The organism is Azospirillum sp. A29 (genome assembly GCF_042604625.1).
Classification (GTDB): Bacteria; Pseudomonadota; Alphaproteobacteria; order Azospirillales; family Azospirillaceae; genus Azospirillum; species Azospirillum palustre.
This window is the reverse complement of the sequence record NZ_CP170466.1, coordinates 246,487-262,119: the sequence shown is the minus strand read 5'-3', so window position 1 is coordinate 262,119 and position 15,633 is coordinate 246,487. Positions and strand designations below refer to the sequence as shown.

The following is a 15,633-nucleotide window of genomic DNA, read 5'->3' as shown; positions in this document are numbered from 1 at the left end:
GGGAACTATCCGAGGAACAGCTGTGTCCGGTGCGGGGCGACGCCTTCTGTTGGGCGGTCGCCGATTGCGCGAAAGTTTCCGGCAAGCGCAGCTCAAGGTCAACCGGCAATTCTGCCGGGCGCAGCAGGAAATGGAACGCGTAAGGATAGGTTTCCACCAACCCGGCACCCCCACTCTTTCAAAAAACCGCAATCTGTTTGACGGGGTGCTGCACCGCCCGTCATAGTCCCACCGCTGGCCCTGCCGCACTGCACACAGTGCGGCGCAAGCCGTTCCGATGACGAGACGAGCCATGGAAACCTTCCGCTTCCAGCCGGGCGAAACCCCGGTCCTGCTCAGCATTCCGCATGTCGGGACCATGATTCCGCCGGACATCGCCGCAACGATGACGCCGGAGGGACTGGCGCAGCCCGACGTCGACCGCCATCTGGACCGGTTGTACCACTTCGCCCCCGCGCTCGGAATCGGTTTCCTGACGGCGCTGTGCTCGCGTTATGTGGTGGACCTCAACCGCGATCCCGACGGCGTCGTGCCGCAGCCGGGGCAGGACCCCACCGAAATCTGCCCCCTGACGACGTTCGACCGCGCACCGATCTATCGACCGGGACTGGAGCCCGACCGTGCGGAGATCGAGCGGCGGCTCGGCGCCTATTGGCGTCCGTATCATGAGCAGATGCGCAGCGAGCTGCGCGCCTTGCGCGACCGCTATGGCGTGGCGATCCTGTTCGACGCCCATTCGGTGCGCAGCACGGTTCCGCGCTTCTTCGACGGCACCCTGCCCGACTTCAACCTCGGCACCGGCGACGGCAGCAGCGCCGCCCAGCCGCTGGTCGTCCGGCTGATGAATGTGCTTTCGGCATCGGAGCGCTATTCAGCCGCGCTGAACGGCCGCCTGCGCGGCGGTTTCATCATCCGCAGCTATGGCCAGCCGGAAGAGAACATCCACGCCATCCAGCTCGAACTGACCCAGTCCACCTATATGGACGAAGACTCTCCGTATCACTTCCGCCCGGCGCTGGCGGCAGAGGTGAAGCCGTCGCTGGAGCGGCTGCTGAGCGTCGTGGTCGAATGGGCATGGCAGAAGGCCAGCGGCCAGCGGCGGGCGGCGTTCCTGTAACGCCTCACCGCCTGCCAAGAGACCCGCTGTGCAAAAGGGTCCACCATGAAAGAGTGGCCCTCCCCCGTCGCCGGGGAAGGGCCGAAGGACGGCCTGATCGGGGATGGATCAGATCTGGCCGCGCTCGCTGGCCTGACGCATCAGGACATATTGGCGCATCATCTGGTTGCGGAAGCGATAGCGCTCCAGTCCCGGCTCGACCACCGGGGCCAGGACGCCGCCATGGTCCTCGCGCGTCAGGCGCTTCAGCAGGTCGAGCGTCGAGGCGCTCGGCAACTCTCCGCTGTCACCAGCCAGATCGTTGGGATCGAACACGCCATAGGCATCGGCCGGACACAGCGCCACAGCCAGCAGCGCGTCCTCCAGCTCGGCCCGACGGTCGGCGGCCAGCGCACGGGCGTAGCTCTCGACAATGCCGCGCTCGGCTTCCTGCAGGCAGCGGGCGACGGCATAGCCCAGATCCGGCCGTTCCACCAGCTTGCTTCCGCGGCTGACGGCGCTTCGCGCCGCATGCAGGCCGAGAAGCTGGGCGTAATAGGGCAGGCCACGCACGAACTCCGCGATCCGCCGCACCACGTCGGGGGCGAACTCGATACCGGCATTCTGCGCACCGGCCTGGATCAGCCGGCCGATCTCCTGATCGGTCATCAGCGGCAGATGCACCGGCACCAGCGAACGCTGGATCGACGGATGCTTGCCCAGCAGCTGGTCGAGATTCTCGGCGACGCCGACCACCAGCAGGGTGACCGGGATCGAGCTGTCGGTCAGGTTCTTGAACAGCTCCGCCAGCTTGTTGCGGAAGTCCTCGTCCTGGACGCGGTCGTACTCGTCCAGGATCAGCAGCACATGGGTGGCGTGGATGCCAGACAGAACCTCGTTCAGCTCGGTGACGCTGAAGGTGCCGTCCGGCAGCAGCTCGTTCAGGCTGGCGAAGTTGCGCCGCGCCGCGAACGGATTGTCGAGTGCCGAACGGTAATAGGTCGACGGGATCTTCTTCAGGAAGTGCCTGAAGATATCCTCGAAACTCAGTTCGCCGCTGCAGGTCAGCTTCAGCGACAGATAGCCCGCCTGCCCGGCGATCTTCTCGATCGCGTTGGCGACGGAGGTCTTTCCGCGGCCGCGGTCACCATAGAGGATGACGTGCGCCCGCTCCTCCTCGATGGCCGAGATGATGCGGCGCAGCGTGTCGTTGCGGCCGATGAACAGACCGTTCAGCTGCTGCTTCGGCCGGGTCGGCGTGAAGGCTTCCCGCAGCAGGCCGTTCAGCTCCGGCGTCAGGCCCTTGAGCATGGCCGGCGCATTGGCACCCATGCCGCCGCGATAGCCGCCGTTGACCGACATGGTGAAGCGCGGCAGGTCGTGCTCGCCCTCGGCATCCTGGCCACCCGGCTGCGGGAACATGTGGCCGCGGCGGTCGCCGGTGGCCTCGTTGTCGATGATATCGGGCAACCGCGGCGCGGCCGGACCGCGCATCGCTTCGAATCCGGCACGGCCACCGATGCCGCCACCCATGTTGCCGTCCACCGGACGCAGGTGAGCCCCGCCGGGCCGGGCGAATCCCGGTCCATTGGAAAAGCCACCGGCCCCGGCATTGCCCATCCCAGGCCCAGCAACGCCGGAACCGCCCATGCCCGGTCCGCCGGTCAGCGGATTCGAACCAAGGCCGCCACCGGCAGCCGGCATGCGCTCGTCGGCCACAGCGGCCGAACGACGCTTTCGAAAGAAATTCCGCATCCGTCCCAATCCCCACGCGTTGTCGGCGTTCGCGGAACCGGCCCCCTTTCGGCTTCTCGAATGGGCCAGGGACGGGTCCGCGTGTTCCCGATGTAAGCGCTGCGCCGGCCGGGGTGGGCTGGGATTTCGGATATAATACCGACGCGGCATTCCCCCTTTGGGGACCTCTTTCGAAGGGATGCGCCCCCGAAACCCTCGGGCGCATCCCGGCCATCCTCAGCCGAGAAGAATCGGGCCGACCGTGGCCCAGCCATAGAGCACCGCCAGGAAAAAGGCGAGGGTCATGCATTCGCGCAGGAAAGCCAGAACCGACATGCCAACCTCCGTTGTTCGCGTCTTGTTCTGATAGAACTACCAGAACGGACACGGAACGGCAACAAGACAGTTCTCTCTATGTTCCTGTTTTGGACTCGGGTGTTCCATTCCGGACACAGATCGAACGGACAGGAGGTTGGAAAGTTACGTGTCGAACGCAGGAATGTGTCAGGCCGGATCGGCGTCGTCATAGCGGATCAGGTCGGTCCAGGCGCGCTCCAACCGGCGCAGCGTGCGATAGGTGGTCTCGAAGTCGGCACCGTCGCTGTCAGTGCGCAGCAGGCTGTCGGCGCGCGTCGCTTCCAGCTTCTTCAGCGCTTCGCAGGTGGCCAGCCCCTGGTCGGACAGCTTGAGCCGGGCTGCCCGCCGGTCGCGCTGGGACGGGCTGCGGTCGACATAGCCCGCTTCCACCAGGTGCTTCAGATTGTAGGAGGCGTTGGAGCCCAGATAATAGCCGCGCTCCAGCAGGTCGCGGACCGACAGTTCCTCGGTGCCTATATGCAGCAGCATCAGCGCCTGTGTCGGGCTGAGGTCGGTCACGCCGATGCGGGCCAGTTCCATCCGAAGCACGTCAAGGAAGCGCCGGGTGATGCTTTCCATGACGCGGCCAAGGTCGGTGTAGACCGCGGGGGCCGCCACACTCTGCTGCATGCTCATCGTTCCTGTGCCAGTGGCTCGCAAAAGCCGTTGTCCGGTCGCCGCGGCACTGCCGCGTTTTGCCGACCGGCGGACCGGGGAAGCGGCGCCCAAGCCGATGCTGGAGCACCCCTTCCCGTCGCCGTTTCTTAATGGCCTGTGACGATGGGCGGATTTTATTGCGAATTGGAGAGACAAACTTGAGACGCGGCGGCGGCCCGTCTCCCGATACCGCAGGTTACATCGTGCCGGGGAAAGCTCCGCCATCCAAAAGGATGTTCTGCCCGGTCATGAAACCGGAGCTTGCGGCACAAAGAAAGGCACAGGCAGCCCCGAATTCCTCCGGATCGCCGAATCGGCCGGAGGGATTCGACTTGCGGCGCAGTTCCATCTCTTCGTCGATGCTGCGTCCGCCGGCCTTGGCACCGCCTTCCATCGTCTTGCGCAGGCGGTCGGTCTCGAAGGGGCCGGGCAGCAGATTGTTGACGGTGACGTTGTGCTTCACCGTCTGGCGCGACAGGCCGGCGACGAAGCCGGTGAGACCGGTGCGGGCACCGTTCGACAAACCCAGAATCGGGATCGGTGCCTTAACCGCGGCCGAGGTGATGTTGACGATCCGGCCGAACCCCCGGGACATCATGCCGTCCACCGTCGCCTTGATCAGGAAGATCGGCGTCAGCATGTTGGCGTCCAACGCGCGAATCCAATCCTCGCGGTCCCAGTCGTGGAAGTCTCCCGGCGGCGGGCCGCCGGCATTGTTGATCAGGATGTCCGGCTCCGGGCAGGCGGCGAGCGCCGCGGCCCGCCCCTCCTCCGTCGAGATGTCTCCGGCGGCGGTGGTGACGGTGACGCCGGTCGCCTTGCGGATCTCCTCGGCGGTCGCCTCCAGCGCATCGGCGTTGCGGGCGGTCAGGGTGACATGCACGCCCTCGCGGGCCAGCGCGAAGGCGCAGGCGCGGCCCAGCCCCTTGCTGGCGGCGCAGACGATGGCGCGGCGGCCGGCGATACCCAAATCCATGGTCGTCTCTTCCCTTGTCGGTATCAGAGGATCGTTTTGGAACCGGATCGTTGCGGTTCCGTCCGTTGCAGTTCCGAAAGGACTTCCCGGGCCAACGGCACGGTCACGCCACGATGGGCGGCCAGCGACGCATGGTCCAGCGCCGCCACCAGACGGCGGGCGAAATCGAGTGATCGCTCCATCCGCGCCAGCAGATAGGTGATGACCTCCATCCCCGGCCGCAACTGGCGGTCGGCGAACAGCTTGACCAGAACCGCGGCGAGCAGCGCGTCGTCGGGCGGCCGGACCTCGACAGCCGGCGCGCCCTTGATGCGCGACCGCAGGTCGGGAAGCTTCGTCCGCCAGTGCGACGGCGCCTTGCGCGACAGCAGCAAAAGATGGCCCCGCTGCTCGCGGGCGAGGTTGTAGAGATGGAACAATGCCTGTTCCCGCTCCGGCTTTCCGGCAACCATGTCGGCATCCTCGACGACCACCGCGTTGGCGGGGGCCAGCAGGGACGGCACCGTTGCCGACTCAAGGGCATCGCCGCGGGTCACCAGGGCATGGCTGCGGGCGCGCCAGACCTGGGACAGGTGAGTCTTGCCGCAGCCGGCGGGTCCGTACAGCGTCAGTGCCGGGGCGGGCCAGGACGGCCAGCGGTCCAGCCACGCCACGGCATCGGCATTGCTGGGTGCGACGAGGAAATCCTCGCAGCCCATTGCCGTCCGGTGCCCGAGATCGAGCGGTATCTGCGCCGGCAAGCTCATGCGGACACACCCATCAGCGTTCCGCGTCGGTGCCGCGGTAATACGGACTCGAGAGATACTGTCGCAAGGCAAAGCGGGTCAACACGCCGATCACCGCGGCGACCGGCACCGCCAGCAGCACGCCGACGAATCCGAACAGGCTGCCGCCAGCCAGCAGTGCGAACATCACCCACACCGCATGCAGCCCGACCTTGTCGCCCACCAGCTTCGGCGTCAGGACATTGCCTTCCACCGCCTGCCCGAACAGGAAGATGCCGATGACGATGGCGACACGCCAGAACTCGTCGAACTGCAGCAGGGCAAGGCCGGTGCTGGCGACGAAGCCGAACAGAGTGCCGACATAGGGGATGAAGGACAGGAGCCCGACCATCAGGCCGATCACCAGCCCGAAATCCAGCCCCGCCGCCGACAGCGCCAGCGCATAGAAGACGCCGAGCACGACGCAGACCGTCGCCTGCCCGCGCACGAAACCGGACAGGGTGACGTTCACTTCGCGGGCCTGCTCGCGCACCGTCTCCGCATGCTGGCGCGGCAGCCAGGAATCGACCTTGCCCACCATCAGGTCCCAATCGCGCATCATATAGAAAGCGACGACGGGGGTGATGAACATCAGCGTGACGATGTCGAACAGCGCCAGCCCGCCCGACAGGATGCGCGTGACGATGCGGCCGACCAGGCCCGCCACCTCGCCAGCGTAATTGCCGGCGGCGGCGCGCAGCCGCTCGACATCGTCGGCCGGCAGACGGTGGATGAAGCGGTTCAATGCCGGAATCAACCGCTCCTTCGCCAGGGTCGCATAGTTCGGCAGAACCTCAAGCAGATGGGAGACCTGCCCCTGCACCAGCGGCAGCAGCAGCAGCGCCATCAGCACCATGACCAGCACGAAGCCCAGCAGCACCAGCGTGGTGCCGAGCCAGCGCGGCAGCCCCGCCGCCTCCAGCCTGTCGACCGCGGGGTCGAGCAGATAGGCGATGGCCAGCCCGACCACGAAGGGCAGCAGCATGTCGGCCAGCAGCCACAGCGCCAAAACGAACAGCCCCAAGCCGATCAGCCAGAAGCGGAGCTGCTTGGCCGGCGTCACGGAACGCCGCCGAGCCGGTTGAACAGCAAGGCGCCGCGCCGGGCGTACATCACACCGGACAGCACCGTCGTCACCGTGCAGACATACACCAGCACATCGACCAGTTCCCAGCCGTTCAGGTGGATGTCCGGCAGCCCCAGTGCCGGCGGCGCCAGCACGGCGGCTGCCAGCGCGATCTGCACCACCGTATTCACCTTGCTGATGTAGAGCGGCTGCATCGCCAGCGTCTCCTTCAGCGTGAACAGCAGGATGACGCCGCCGATGATCATGATGTCGCGGAACACCACCATCATCGCCAGCCACAAGGGGATGGTGCCGACCCAGGCCAGGGCGATGTACACCCCGACGATCAGCGCCTTGTCGGCCAGCGGATCGAGATAGCCGCCGAGCACCGTACGCGCGCGGAACATGCGGGCGATGGCGCCGTCCAGCGCATCGGACAGGCCGGCGGCGACGAAGAGGGCGAAGGCCCACTCCATCCTGCCGGTGAGGATCATGTACATCGCGGCCGGAACCGCCACGATGCGCAGGAACGTGATGATGTTGGGTACGCTCACGGTGCGCTCTTCGCCGGCAGCGTTCCCAGGTTGCGCGGCGGCGCGCCCATCGTGCCCACGGCACCCGCGTCCATCGGCGCCGACGGCGACAGCGATGTCGGGGAGGCCATCGGCGAGGCCGCAGACGGAACGGCACCGGCCGACGCGGCACCCGACCCGCGCGGCAGCAGCGTCAGCTGCCAGTCAGCCGACGGAGCCGGCAGCGCGGGATAACCGGCGGCAACAGGAGCGGCGACGGGCGGCGCGGCATGCGCGAAGCTCAGATCCTGGCGGGCGAGCGCCTGGGCCAGCTGTTCCGGCGCTCCGCGATAGGTCAGGGTGATCAGCGCCTCGCTGCGGGTGATCGACATCAGGGTGTTGCGGGTCACAGCATTGACTGCGGACAGCCGCTTGCGCGTTTCCACCCAGTCGTTCACCGCGGTCAACGGCACGCGGACGAGGATGCTCTGCTCCGGACCGGTGGCGGTGGTGTGCTCGCGCTTCCACGAATCGTCCACCTGCGTTCCGACCGACGCGACGGCACGGTTCAGCAATTCGTCGGCGGTACCGCCGCCCTTCACCTGCACCGTCTGGTTCTCGCGCGTGCCGTCGAGCCCGTAACGGGTGACGTCGACCGTCAGGCCGCGGGCCGGATCGGGGCCGTTGGCCGGAAGATCGGTGCGGGCGACGACGACTCCGCCCGCCTTGTAGGCCTGGGCGATGCGGGCGAGCGCGTCGGTATTGCCGGCGACGGCGTCCTCGCCGCTGATCGCCTGGGCATCGGACAGTTCGCCATCCGGCACCACCAGCGGGACCAGCGAGGCGGCGGGCTGCCGCGCCTCCCAGGCCGCGCGCCACGGGGTGCGGTCCTGCCACAGGATGGTGCGCCCGTCGCTCAGCGTCACCGGCAGGATGACGAAGGGCCGCGACGGCGGCTCCACATACTGGGCGGCACCGCCGCTCTGACCGAGGGCATCGCGCACCGCATTGGGCCGGAACCGCACGGTGATGGCGCCGACATAGCGGCTGGCCGACACCTTCTCCTCATCGATCTCGAAGCCCTGGACCAGCCTGGCGATCTCGCCGTCGGACAGGCGCGGAGGGTTGCCGCCGCCGGGAACGAGCCGGCGGTACAGCTCCGTCCAGGCCTTGGCCTGCGCCTCGCGGATCGCCTGGTCGCGCACGGTGGTCGGATTGCTGCCGTTGATGTCGACCCGGACGCCGGACACCGCGAAGGGGTCTGCAGCGGACGGGGCGGCGGCAGCGGAGGTGGCGGCCGGCGGCGGGGAACCGGTCTGCGCCCCGGCCGGCCCGGTCATCGTAACGACCAGAGCGGTGGACATGGCAGCAAGACCGGCGAGGAGCGGCGCGCGGCGGCGGTGGAGCATTGCAAAGCCTTCCGATTCGAGTATGTTCGGCCCGAGCCCAAGGCCCGGTATATAGCTCAGCCCAAGCGAGGATACCATCAGCACCCAGTCCTATAACATGTCCGACGCCTACAAGCAGGCCGGTGTGGACATCGATGCGGGCAACGCGCTTGTCGAAGCGATCAAGCCGCTTGCCCGCTCCACCGCGCGTTCAGGCTCCGACGCGGGCCTGGGCGGTTTCGGCGCGCTGTTCGATCTGCGCGCCGCCGGCTACCAGGATCCGCTTCTGGTCGCGACGACCGACGGCGTCGGCACCAAGCTGAAGGTGGCGATTCTCGCCAACCGTCACGACACGGTCGGCATCGATCTCGTCGCCATGTGCGTCAACGATCTGGTGGTGCAGGGCGCCGAGCCTCTGCTGTTCCTGGATTACTACGCCACCGGCAAGCTCGACGTGGCCGCCGGCCGCGACATCGTCGCCGGCATCGCCGAAGGCTGCCGTCAGGCCGGCTGCGCGCTGGTCGGCGGCGAGACCGCCGAGATGCCCGGCATGTATGCGCAAGGCGATTACGACCTCGCCGGCTTCTCCGTCGGTGCGGTGGAACGCCAGCATGCCCTGACCGGTTCCGCCGTCCAGGCGGGCGACGTGGTCCTCGGCCTCGCCTCCACCGGCGTGCATTCCAACGGCTATTCGCTGGTGCGCAAGCTGGTCGAGAAGTCGGGCCTCGGCTACGACTCAGCCTGCCCGTGGAATGCCTCGAAGACGCTGGGCGAAGCCCTGCTGACGCCGACCCGCATCTATGTGAAGAGCACGCTGAAGGCGGTGCGCGCCGGCACGGTCCGTGCCATGGCCCACATCACCGGCGGCGGCCTGATCGAGAACATTCCGCGTGTCCTGCCGGACGGGCTGGGAGTCGTTCTCGACGCCTCGGCCTGGACCCTGCCCCCCGTCTTCTCCTGGCTGATGAAGACCGGTGGCATCGCTCCGTACGAGATGGCGCGCACCTTCAACGTCGGCCTCGGCATGGTCGTCGTGGTTCCGGCCGACAAGGCGGCCGAGGCCATCGACATCCTGCGCGAAGGCGGCGAGACGGTCTTCACCGTCGGCACCGTCACCGCCCTGAAGGACGGCGACGCCCGCGTGACCGTCACTGGCATGGACGCGGCCTGGACCGCGTAAGGGACGCCTAAGGATTCGTTGATGAGCAAGTTGAAGCTCGGCGTCCTGATCTCGGGGCGCGGCAGCAATCTGCAGGCGTTGATCGACGCCTGCACCGCGCCGGGTTTCCCGGCCGAGATCGCGCTGGTGCTGTCCAACAAGACCGATGCCTTCGGCCTTGAGCGTGCATCCGGTGCCGGGATCGCCACCGCGGTGGTCGACCACCGCGACTATCCCGGCGACAAGCCGGCCTTCGAGGCGGCGATGGATGCCGCTCTGCGCGAGGCCGGTGTCGAGCTGGTCTGCCTTGCCGGCTTCATGCGCCTGCTGTCGCCCTGGTTCGTCAAGCAATGGCACAACGCGCTCATCAACATCCACCCGTCCCTGCTGCCCTCCTTCAAGGGGCTGGACACCCATGAGCGGGCGCTGGCCGCCGGTGTCCGCTTCCATGGCTGCACCGTCCATTACGTGCGTCCGGAAATGGACGAGGGTCCGATCATCGCCCAGGCGGCGGTGCCGGTCCTGCCGGGCGACGACGGCCACAGCCTGGCCGACCGCGTCCTTTTATCGGAACACCGGCTTTATCCGCATGCCGTTCGACTGATCGCCGAAGGCCGCGCCCGAGTCGATGGCGATCTGGTGCGGATCGACGGTCCGGCTCCGGAGCTTGCGGCCCTGGTTAACCCGCCGCTGAACCAACCGCTCTAGGCCCCTCCCCCTTCCGATCGCCACTCTTCCTGCATGGGTGACGGTTCCACTCGGAATCTGTTGCGTTTCTGCGCGCCCGCGTCAAAATTTGCGGGCAAAAGAAACTGTTGGAGGATTGATCGATATGGCGGCCGTGAGTCCGAACCCGGTCAGTGCAGAGACCGTCCGCTCGCATCAGGCGACTTGGATCGCCTTCACCAAATTCATGAAGCTCAGCATCGCCGGGGTCATCGCCGTGCTCGTGCTGCTGGCGATCTTCACGCTGTAGCGGACGGATGGGAAGGGGGCATCTAACGAAGCCCCCTTCCCCACACATCACCCGGCCAGCATCTCCAGCGCCTTCTGCAGCTTGTCGCGGGCCTGATCGGCGGCCTCGCGGCGGTCGCGCTGCTCCTCGATCACCTCTTCCGGAGCCTTGGCGACGAACTGCTCGTTCGACAGCTTGGCGTCGATCTTCTTGATCTCGCCGGTCAGCTTGTCGATCTCCTTAGACAGGCGCGCCTTCTCCTTGTCGAGATCGACGATGCCTTCCAGCGGCAGAACCAGCGTCGTCTCGTCCAGCACCGCCTGGACGCTGCTCTTCGGCACATCGCCCTGGAGCGGCTCGACGCTGGACAGGCGCGCCATGCGCAGGATCAGGTCGCGGTGGGTGTCCAGCCGCTTCAGGCTGACCGCGTTCGGCTCCTTCAGCTTCAGCTCGATCTGCGCCGCTGGCGGGACGTTCATCTCCGACCGCATGGAGCGGACCGAGCTGATCAGACGCACGACCCAATCCATCTCGTCGCGCGACGCCGGATCGACGCTGTCGGCGGCGAACTCCGGCCATTCAGCCGAGATCAGCCGGTTGGCACGGGCCGGCGACAGCTGCTCCCACAACTCTTCCGTGATGAAGGGCATCAGCGGATGCAGGATGTGCAGGATCTGGTCGAGCACCCAGGCGGTGGTCGCCCGCGTTTCCGCCTTCGCCGCCTCGTCGGTGCCGGCGAGGATCGGCTTGGTGAACTCCATGTACCAGTCGCAGAAGGTGCCCCAGGTGAATTGGTAGGCGGCACCGGCGGCCTCGTTGAACTTGTAGGCGTCGATCGACTCGGCGACCTTCTTCGCCGCATCGGCCAGCGCGCCGACGATCCAGCGGTTGACCGTCTGGGTCAGCCCGACCGGCTTGTAGCCGGCGACCGGATCGCAGCCGTTCATCTGGCAGTAGCGGGCGGCGTTCCACAGCTTGGTGGCGAAGTTGCGGTAGCCCTCGACCCGGTTCACCGCCAGCTTGATGTCGCGGCCCTGCGCGGCCATCGCCGACAGGGTGAAGCGCAGCGCATCGGTGCCGTACTGGTCGATGATCTCCAGCGGGTCGATGACGTTGCCCTTCGACTTCGACATCTTCTGGCCCTTCTCGTCGCGGACAAGGGCGTGGATGTAGACAGTGCGGAAGGGCACGTCCTTCATGAAATGCAGGCCCATCATCATCATCCGGGCGACCCAGAAGAAGATGATGTCGAAGCCGGTCACCAGCACGTCGGTCGGGTAGTAGCGGTCCAGCTCCGGCGTCTGATCCGGCCAGCCGAGCGTCGAGAAGGGCCACAGCGCCGACGAGAACCAAGTGTCGAGCACATCGGCATCGCGCGTCAGCTCGACATCGCTGCCGTAATGCACCTTCGCGGCGGCGCGCGCCTCCTCCTCGGTCTCCTCGACGAAGAAGGTGCCGTCCGGACCGTACCAGGCCGGGATCTGATGGCCCCACCAGATCTGGCGGCTGATGCACCAGGGCTGGATGTTGCGCATCCATTCGAAATAGGTGTTCTCCCACTGCTTGGGCACGAACACCGTCTTGCCGGTCTCCACCGCCTCGATGGCGGGCTTCGCCAGCGTCGCGGCATCGACATACCACTGGTCGGTCAGCCACGGCTCGATGGCGACGCCGGAGCGGTCGCCGTGCGGGACCATGTGGGTGTGCGGCTCGATCTTCTCCAGAAGCTCAAGCGCCTCCAACTCGGCGACGATTTTCTTGCGCGCCTCGTAGCGATCCAGCCCGCGGTAGGCCTCGGGTACATTGTCGTTCAGCCGGGCATCGCGATCCATGATGTTGATCTGCTCGAGCCCGCAGCGCTTCCCGACCTCGAAGTCGTTGAAGTCGTGGGCCGGCGTGATCTTCACCGCACCCGAACCGGTCTCCGGATCGGCATATTCGTCGCCGACGATGGGGATCAGGCGGCCGACCAGCGGCAGGCGGACCATCTTGCCGATCAGGTCCTTGTAGCGCTCATCCTCCGGATGCACCGCCACGCCGGTGTCGCCCAGCATGGTTTCCGGACGGGTGGTGGCGACCACGATAAAGCGCCCCTCTTCTCCGTCGATGGGGTAGCGGAAGTGCCAGAGGTTGCCCTTGATCTCCTTCTGCTCGACCTCGAGGTCGGAGATCGCGGTGTGCAGCTTCGGGTCCCAGTTGACCAGCCGCTTGTCCTTGTAGATCAGCCCCTGGCGGTGCAGTTCGACGAACACCTTGCGGACGGCGCGGCTCAGCCCCTCGTCCATGGTGAAGCGTTCGCGCGGCCAGTCGGGCGAAGCGCCCAGGCGGCGCAGCTGGCGGGTGATGGTGCCGCCCGATTCGGCCTTCCACTCCCACACCTTGTCGATGAAGGCGTCGCGGCCGAAATCGTGGCGGGTCTTGCCGTCCTTCGCCAGATTGCGCTCCACCACCATCTGGGTGGCGATGCCGGCATGGTCGGTGCCGGGCTGCCACAGGGCGTCGCGGCCGCGCATGCGGTTATAGCGGGTCAGCACGTCCTGGATGGTGAAGGTCAGCGCATGGCCCATGTGCAGGCTGCCGGTGACGTTCGGCGGCGGCATCATGATGGTGTAGGGATTGCCGTTCCCCTGCGGCTGGGCGGCAAAGGCGCCCGACTCTTCCCACAGGCGGTAGTGCTTCTCCTCGACCTCGGCGGGCCGGTACGTCTTTTCCAACATCACCACGAACTTTCGCTAGAAACGTCTTAATCGGGGCTCAAACGGGCAGGGATCGAAAAGGCTGGATCAGAATTTCTGCGACCGCCGGATCATGCGGTCGATCTCCTGCTGGACCAGCCGCTCGACCACCGTCGGCAGATTCTCGTCCAGCCATTCCTTCAACAGCGGCTTCAGCAGTTCGCGCACGACCTCTTCCACCGTGCGGATGCCGATGGGCATCGGGCCGATGGACAGGTCGTCGCCCAGCTCGCGCGCCAGATGGGTCAGGTGGTGCGAGGCATCCTCCGCCGTCCGGCGGGAGATCAGCCCGGCATCCGGATCGACCGCGCGGCGGCGCGGACGCGGCGGGGGCGGCGGCTCGTCATCCTCGAAATCGTCGAAGGCCGGCATCGGCCGCCGGGCGGCCGGACGCGGCGGCGGCATCGGTTCCGGTTCCGGCTCGTCCCAGCGCGGCGGGGGCGGCGACGGCTCCGGAAAGGACGGCTCCTCCGGCCAGGGGTCGGGATCGGGCTGGCCGAAGTCGGGCCGCTCGTCCGGTTCATCCTCCACCATCTGGGTCAGTTCCAGAACGTCGTCGTCCTCCTCCACCATCGGGGGTGGCGGGGGCGGCGGCGGAGGGGGCGGCGGAGGTGGAGGCGGCGAAGGCGCCTGGGTTTCCGATTTGGCAGGCTCGCCGTCCTCGGAAATGATCCGCCGGATGGAGGCGAGGATTTCCTCCATCGAAGGTTCTTGCTGGCCCTTATCGCTCATCTTGGCAACCCGAGACGTCAACCTGCCCCAAACCTAGGGCAGGGCTGGCAAAAAAGCCATAATACAAAAACGGCCCGCTTTCGCGGGCCGCTTCGTTCATTCGGTCACCGAAGTTCCGAACCACTTGCCCCGCGTCTTGTCGTAATTCGCGGTCGGGTCGTATTTCTGGACCGGCAGGTTCAGCCGATCGGCCGTCAACTGTCCGCTGGACGCCAGTACATTGAAGGCCGCGACCATTTCGTCGTGCTGGGCACGGACGAGGAAGACGCGGGCGTTCAGCAGTTCCTGTTCCTGGTTCAGCACGTCGAGCACGGTGCGCGAGCCGACCTGCGCCTCCTGACGGACGCCTTCCAGAGCGATCTGGGCCGCCTTGATCTGCGCCGAGTAGGACTCGATGCTGGCGCGGGCCGTTTGCAGGGCCTGCCAGGCGCTGACCGCCGATTCGGTCACCTGACGGCGGGACTCCTCGATCTGCAGGCGGGCCTGGTTGGCGGTCTGCTTGGCCTCGCGGACCAGAGCTTCCGGCTGGCCGGCCTGATAGAGCGGGATGGTCACCTGGGCGGTAACCTGCGCACTGTCGGAGCGGTTCAGATCGATACCGGACGAACGGCCCGGATCGTAGGTGCGGGTGCCGCTGGCCGAGAGGTTCACCGACGGCAGCAGGCGGCCGTACTGCTGGTCCACCGCCTCGCGCTGCGCCGCCTCGGTGTAGGAGGCGGACAGGACGTTCGGGTTGTTGGCGCGGGCCAGCTCGACCAGTTCGTCCAGGTTCTTCGGCAGGCGGAAGGCCGGCTTCGGCGCCTTCAGCTCGCCGGGAGCGGCGCCGACCAGACGCTCGTAGGTGGCGCGGGAGGCGCGCAGCGTGCCTTCGGCGGAAATCTTGGAGGCGATGGCGGCCGACAGGCGCGACTCGGACTGGCTGACGTCGGTGCGGGTGTATTCGCCGACGCGGAAGCGGTCACGGGCGGCGTCCAGCTGGCGGCGCAGCACCTGCTCATTGTTGGTTTGCAGCTGCAGGATGGCCTGGTTCTGGACGATGTCCAGATAGGCCTGGGCGGCGGCCAGCAGGACCGACTGTTCCGAGGCGATCAGGGTGGCGCGCTGCGCCTCGACCAGCCGCTCGGCGCGGCGGACGGCCGGGGCGACGGTGGCGTCGTAGATCGGCTGCGTGGCGGTGACGCCGACGCTCTTGGCGTTGGCTTCCGAGCCGGTCGAACCGCCGTCGAACTTGCTCTCGCTTGTCGAGCGGGAGATGCCGGCGGTCACGCGGGCCGTCGGACGGTAGCCGGACAGCGCCTGGGGCACGCCTTCGTCGACGGCACGCAGGCGGGCGCGCTGGGCGCCGATCGTCGGGTTGTTGGCATAGGCCTGGGCGAGGGCCTGTTCGAGGGACTGGGCCTGGGCCGTACCACCGCCGGTCACTGCTGTGCCCATCGTGGCGGTCAGGGTCAGGGCCGTCGCCAGCAGCCAGCGGCGCGCAAAACGGCTTCGCACGGTCATGT

The 15,633-nt window shown here is 67.1% G+C and carries 14 protein-coding genes; 4 read left to right on the top strand and 10 right to left on the bottom strand.

Annotated features, from left to right (window positions below):
• Nucleotides 1-292 precede the first annotated feature (292 nt).
• Nucleotides 293-1,117, top strand: coding sequence for an N-formylglutamate deformylase (hutG, locus tag ABNQ38_RS16090; RefSeq protein WP_377809271.1), 825 nt, complete (start codon nucleotides 293-295; stop codon nucleotides 1,115-1,117).
• Nucleotides 1,118-1,225: 108 nt separating this feature from the next.
• On the opposite strand, the gene ABNQ38_RS16085 is transcribed toward hutG, so the two are convergent.
• From ABNQ38_RS16085 to ABNQ38_RS16055, 7 genes are all read right to left on the bottom strand, one after another.
• A complete protein-coding gene (locus tag ABNQ38_RS16085) occupies nucleotides 1,226-2,851 on the bottom strand; it encodes an ATP-binding protein (protein ID WP_377809270.1) in 1,626 nt (541 codons plus the stop codon).
• 483 nt (nucleotides 2,852-3,334) lie between these two features.
• The gene (locus tag ABNQ38_RS16080; protein WP_377809269.1) at nucleotides 3,335-3,823 is read right to left on the bottom strand and encodes a MarR family winged helix-turn-helix transcriptional regulator; all 489 of its coding nucleotides are present in this window, start codon (nucleotides 3,821-3,823) and stop codon (nucleotides 3,335-3,337) included.
• A 217-nt stretch (nucleotides 3,824-4,040) separates the two neighbouring features.
• Nucleotides 4,041-4,820: an SDR family oxidoreductase gene (locus ABNQ38_RS16075; RefSeq protein WP_377809268.1), complete on the bottom strand. Its 780-nt coding sequence runs from the start codon at nucleotides 4,818-4,820 to the stop codon at nucleotides 4,041-4,043.
• A gap of 23 nt (nucleotides 4,821-4,843) precedes the next feature.
• Nucleotides 4,844-5,566, bottom strand: coding sequence for a DnaA ATPase domain-containing protein (locus tag ABNQ38_RS16070; RefSeq protein WP_377809267.1), 723 nt, complete (start codon nucleotides 5,564-5,566; stop codon nucleotides 4,844-4,846).
• A 13-nt stretch (nucleotides 5,567-5,579) separates the two neighbouring features.
• On the bottom strand, nucleotides 5,580-6,647 hold the full coding sequence (locus ABNQ38_RS16065; protein WP_377809266.1) for an AI-2E family transporter: 1,068 nt from the start codon (nucleotides 6,645-6,647) through the stop codon (nucleotides 5,580-5,582).
• Entirely contained in the window at nucleotides 6,644-7,204 is a 561-nt protein-coding gene (locus ABNQ38_RS16060) for a CDP-alcohol phosphatidyltransferase family protein (protein ID WP_109446365.1), read from the bottom strand. The genes ABNQ38_RS16065 and ABNQ38_RS16060 overlap by 4 nt, the downstream gene beginning before the upstream one ends.
• Nucleotides 7,201-8,571, bottom strand: coding sequence for a DUF2066 domain-containing protein (locus ABNQ38_RS16055; RefSeq protein ID WP_377809265.1), 1,371 nt, complete (start codon nucleotides 8,569-8,571; stop codon nucleotides 7,201-7,203). Before ABNQ38_RS16055 ends, ABNQ38_RS16060 begins: the two co-directional genes overlap by 4 nt.
• Before the next feature lie 97 nt (nucleotides 8,572-8,668).
• Here ABNQ38_RS16055 and purM point away from each other — a divergent pair, with 97 nt between their 5' ends.
• The 3 genes from purM (at nucleotide 8,669) to ABNQ38_RS16040 (ending at nucleotide 10,685) form a co-directional block, all read left to right on the top strand.
• Nucleotides 8,669-9,730, top strand: a complete 1,062-nt coding sequence (purM, locus tag ABNQ38_RS16050) for a phosphoribosylformylglycinamidine cyclo-ligase (protein ID WP_377809264.1) — start codon at nucleotides 8,669-8,671, stop codon at nucleotides 9,728-9,730.
• 21 nt (nucleotides 9,731-9,751) lie between these two features.
• On the top strand, nucleotides 9,752-10,417 hold the full coding sequence (gene purN, locus ABNQ38_RS16045; protein ID WP_377809263.1) for a phosphoribosylglycinamide formyltransferase: 666 nt from the start codon (nucleotides 9,752-9,754) through the stop codon (nucleotides 10,415-10,417).
• Nucleotides 10,418-10,541: 124 nt separating this feature from the next.
• Nucleotides 10,542-10,685, top strand: a complete 144-nt coding sequence (locus tag ABNQ38_RS16040; protein ID WP_109051686.1) for an aa3-type cytochrome c oxidase subunit IV — start codon at nucleotides 10,542-10,544, stop codon at nucleotides 10,683-10,685.
• Between the two features lie 47 nt (nucleotides 10,686-10,732).
• Here ABNQ38_RS16040 and ABNQ38_RS16035 read toward each other — a convergent pair whose 3' ends face one another.
• The 3 genes from ABNQ38_RS16035 to ABNQ38_RS16025 form a co-directional block, all read right to left on the bottom strand.
• The gene (locus ABNQ38_RS16035) at nucleotides 10,733-13,381 is read right to left on the bottom strand and encodes a valine--tRNA ligase (protein WP_377809262.1); all 2,649 of its coding nucleotides are present in this window, start codon (nucleotides 13,379-13,381) and stop codon (nucleotides 10,733-10,735) included.
• A gap of 66 nt (nucleotides 13,382-13,447) precedes the next feature.
• A complete protein-coding gene (locus ABNQ38_RS16030) occupies nucleotides 13,448-14,131 on the bottom strand; it encodes a DUF2497 domain-containing protein (protein WP_377809261.1) in 684 nt (227 codons plus the stop codon).
• A gap of 96 nt (nucleotides 14,132-14,227) precedes the next feature.
• Nucleotides 14,228-15,631 (bottom strand): TolC family outer membrane protein, encoded by a 1,404-nt coding sequence (locus ABNQ38_RS16025; protein WP_098739751.1) that lies wholly within the window; start codon nucleotides 15,629-15,631, stop codon nucleotides 14,228-14,230.
• Nucleotides 15,632-15,633: the final 2 nt, after the last annotated feature.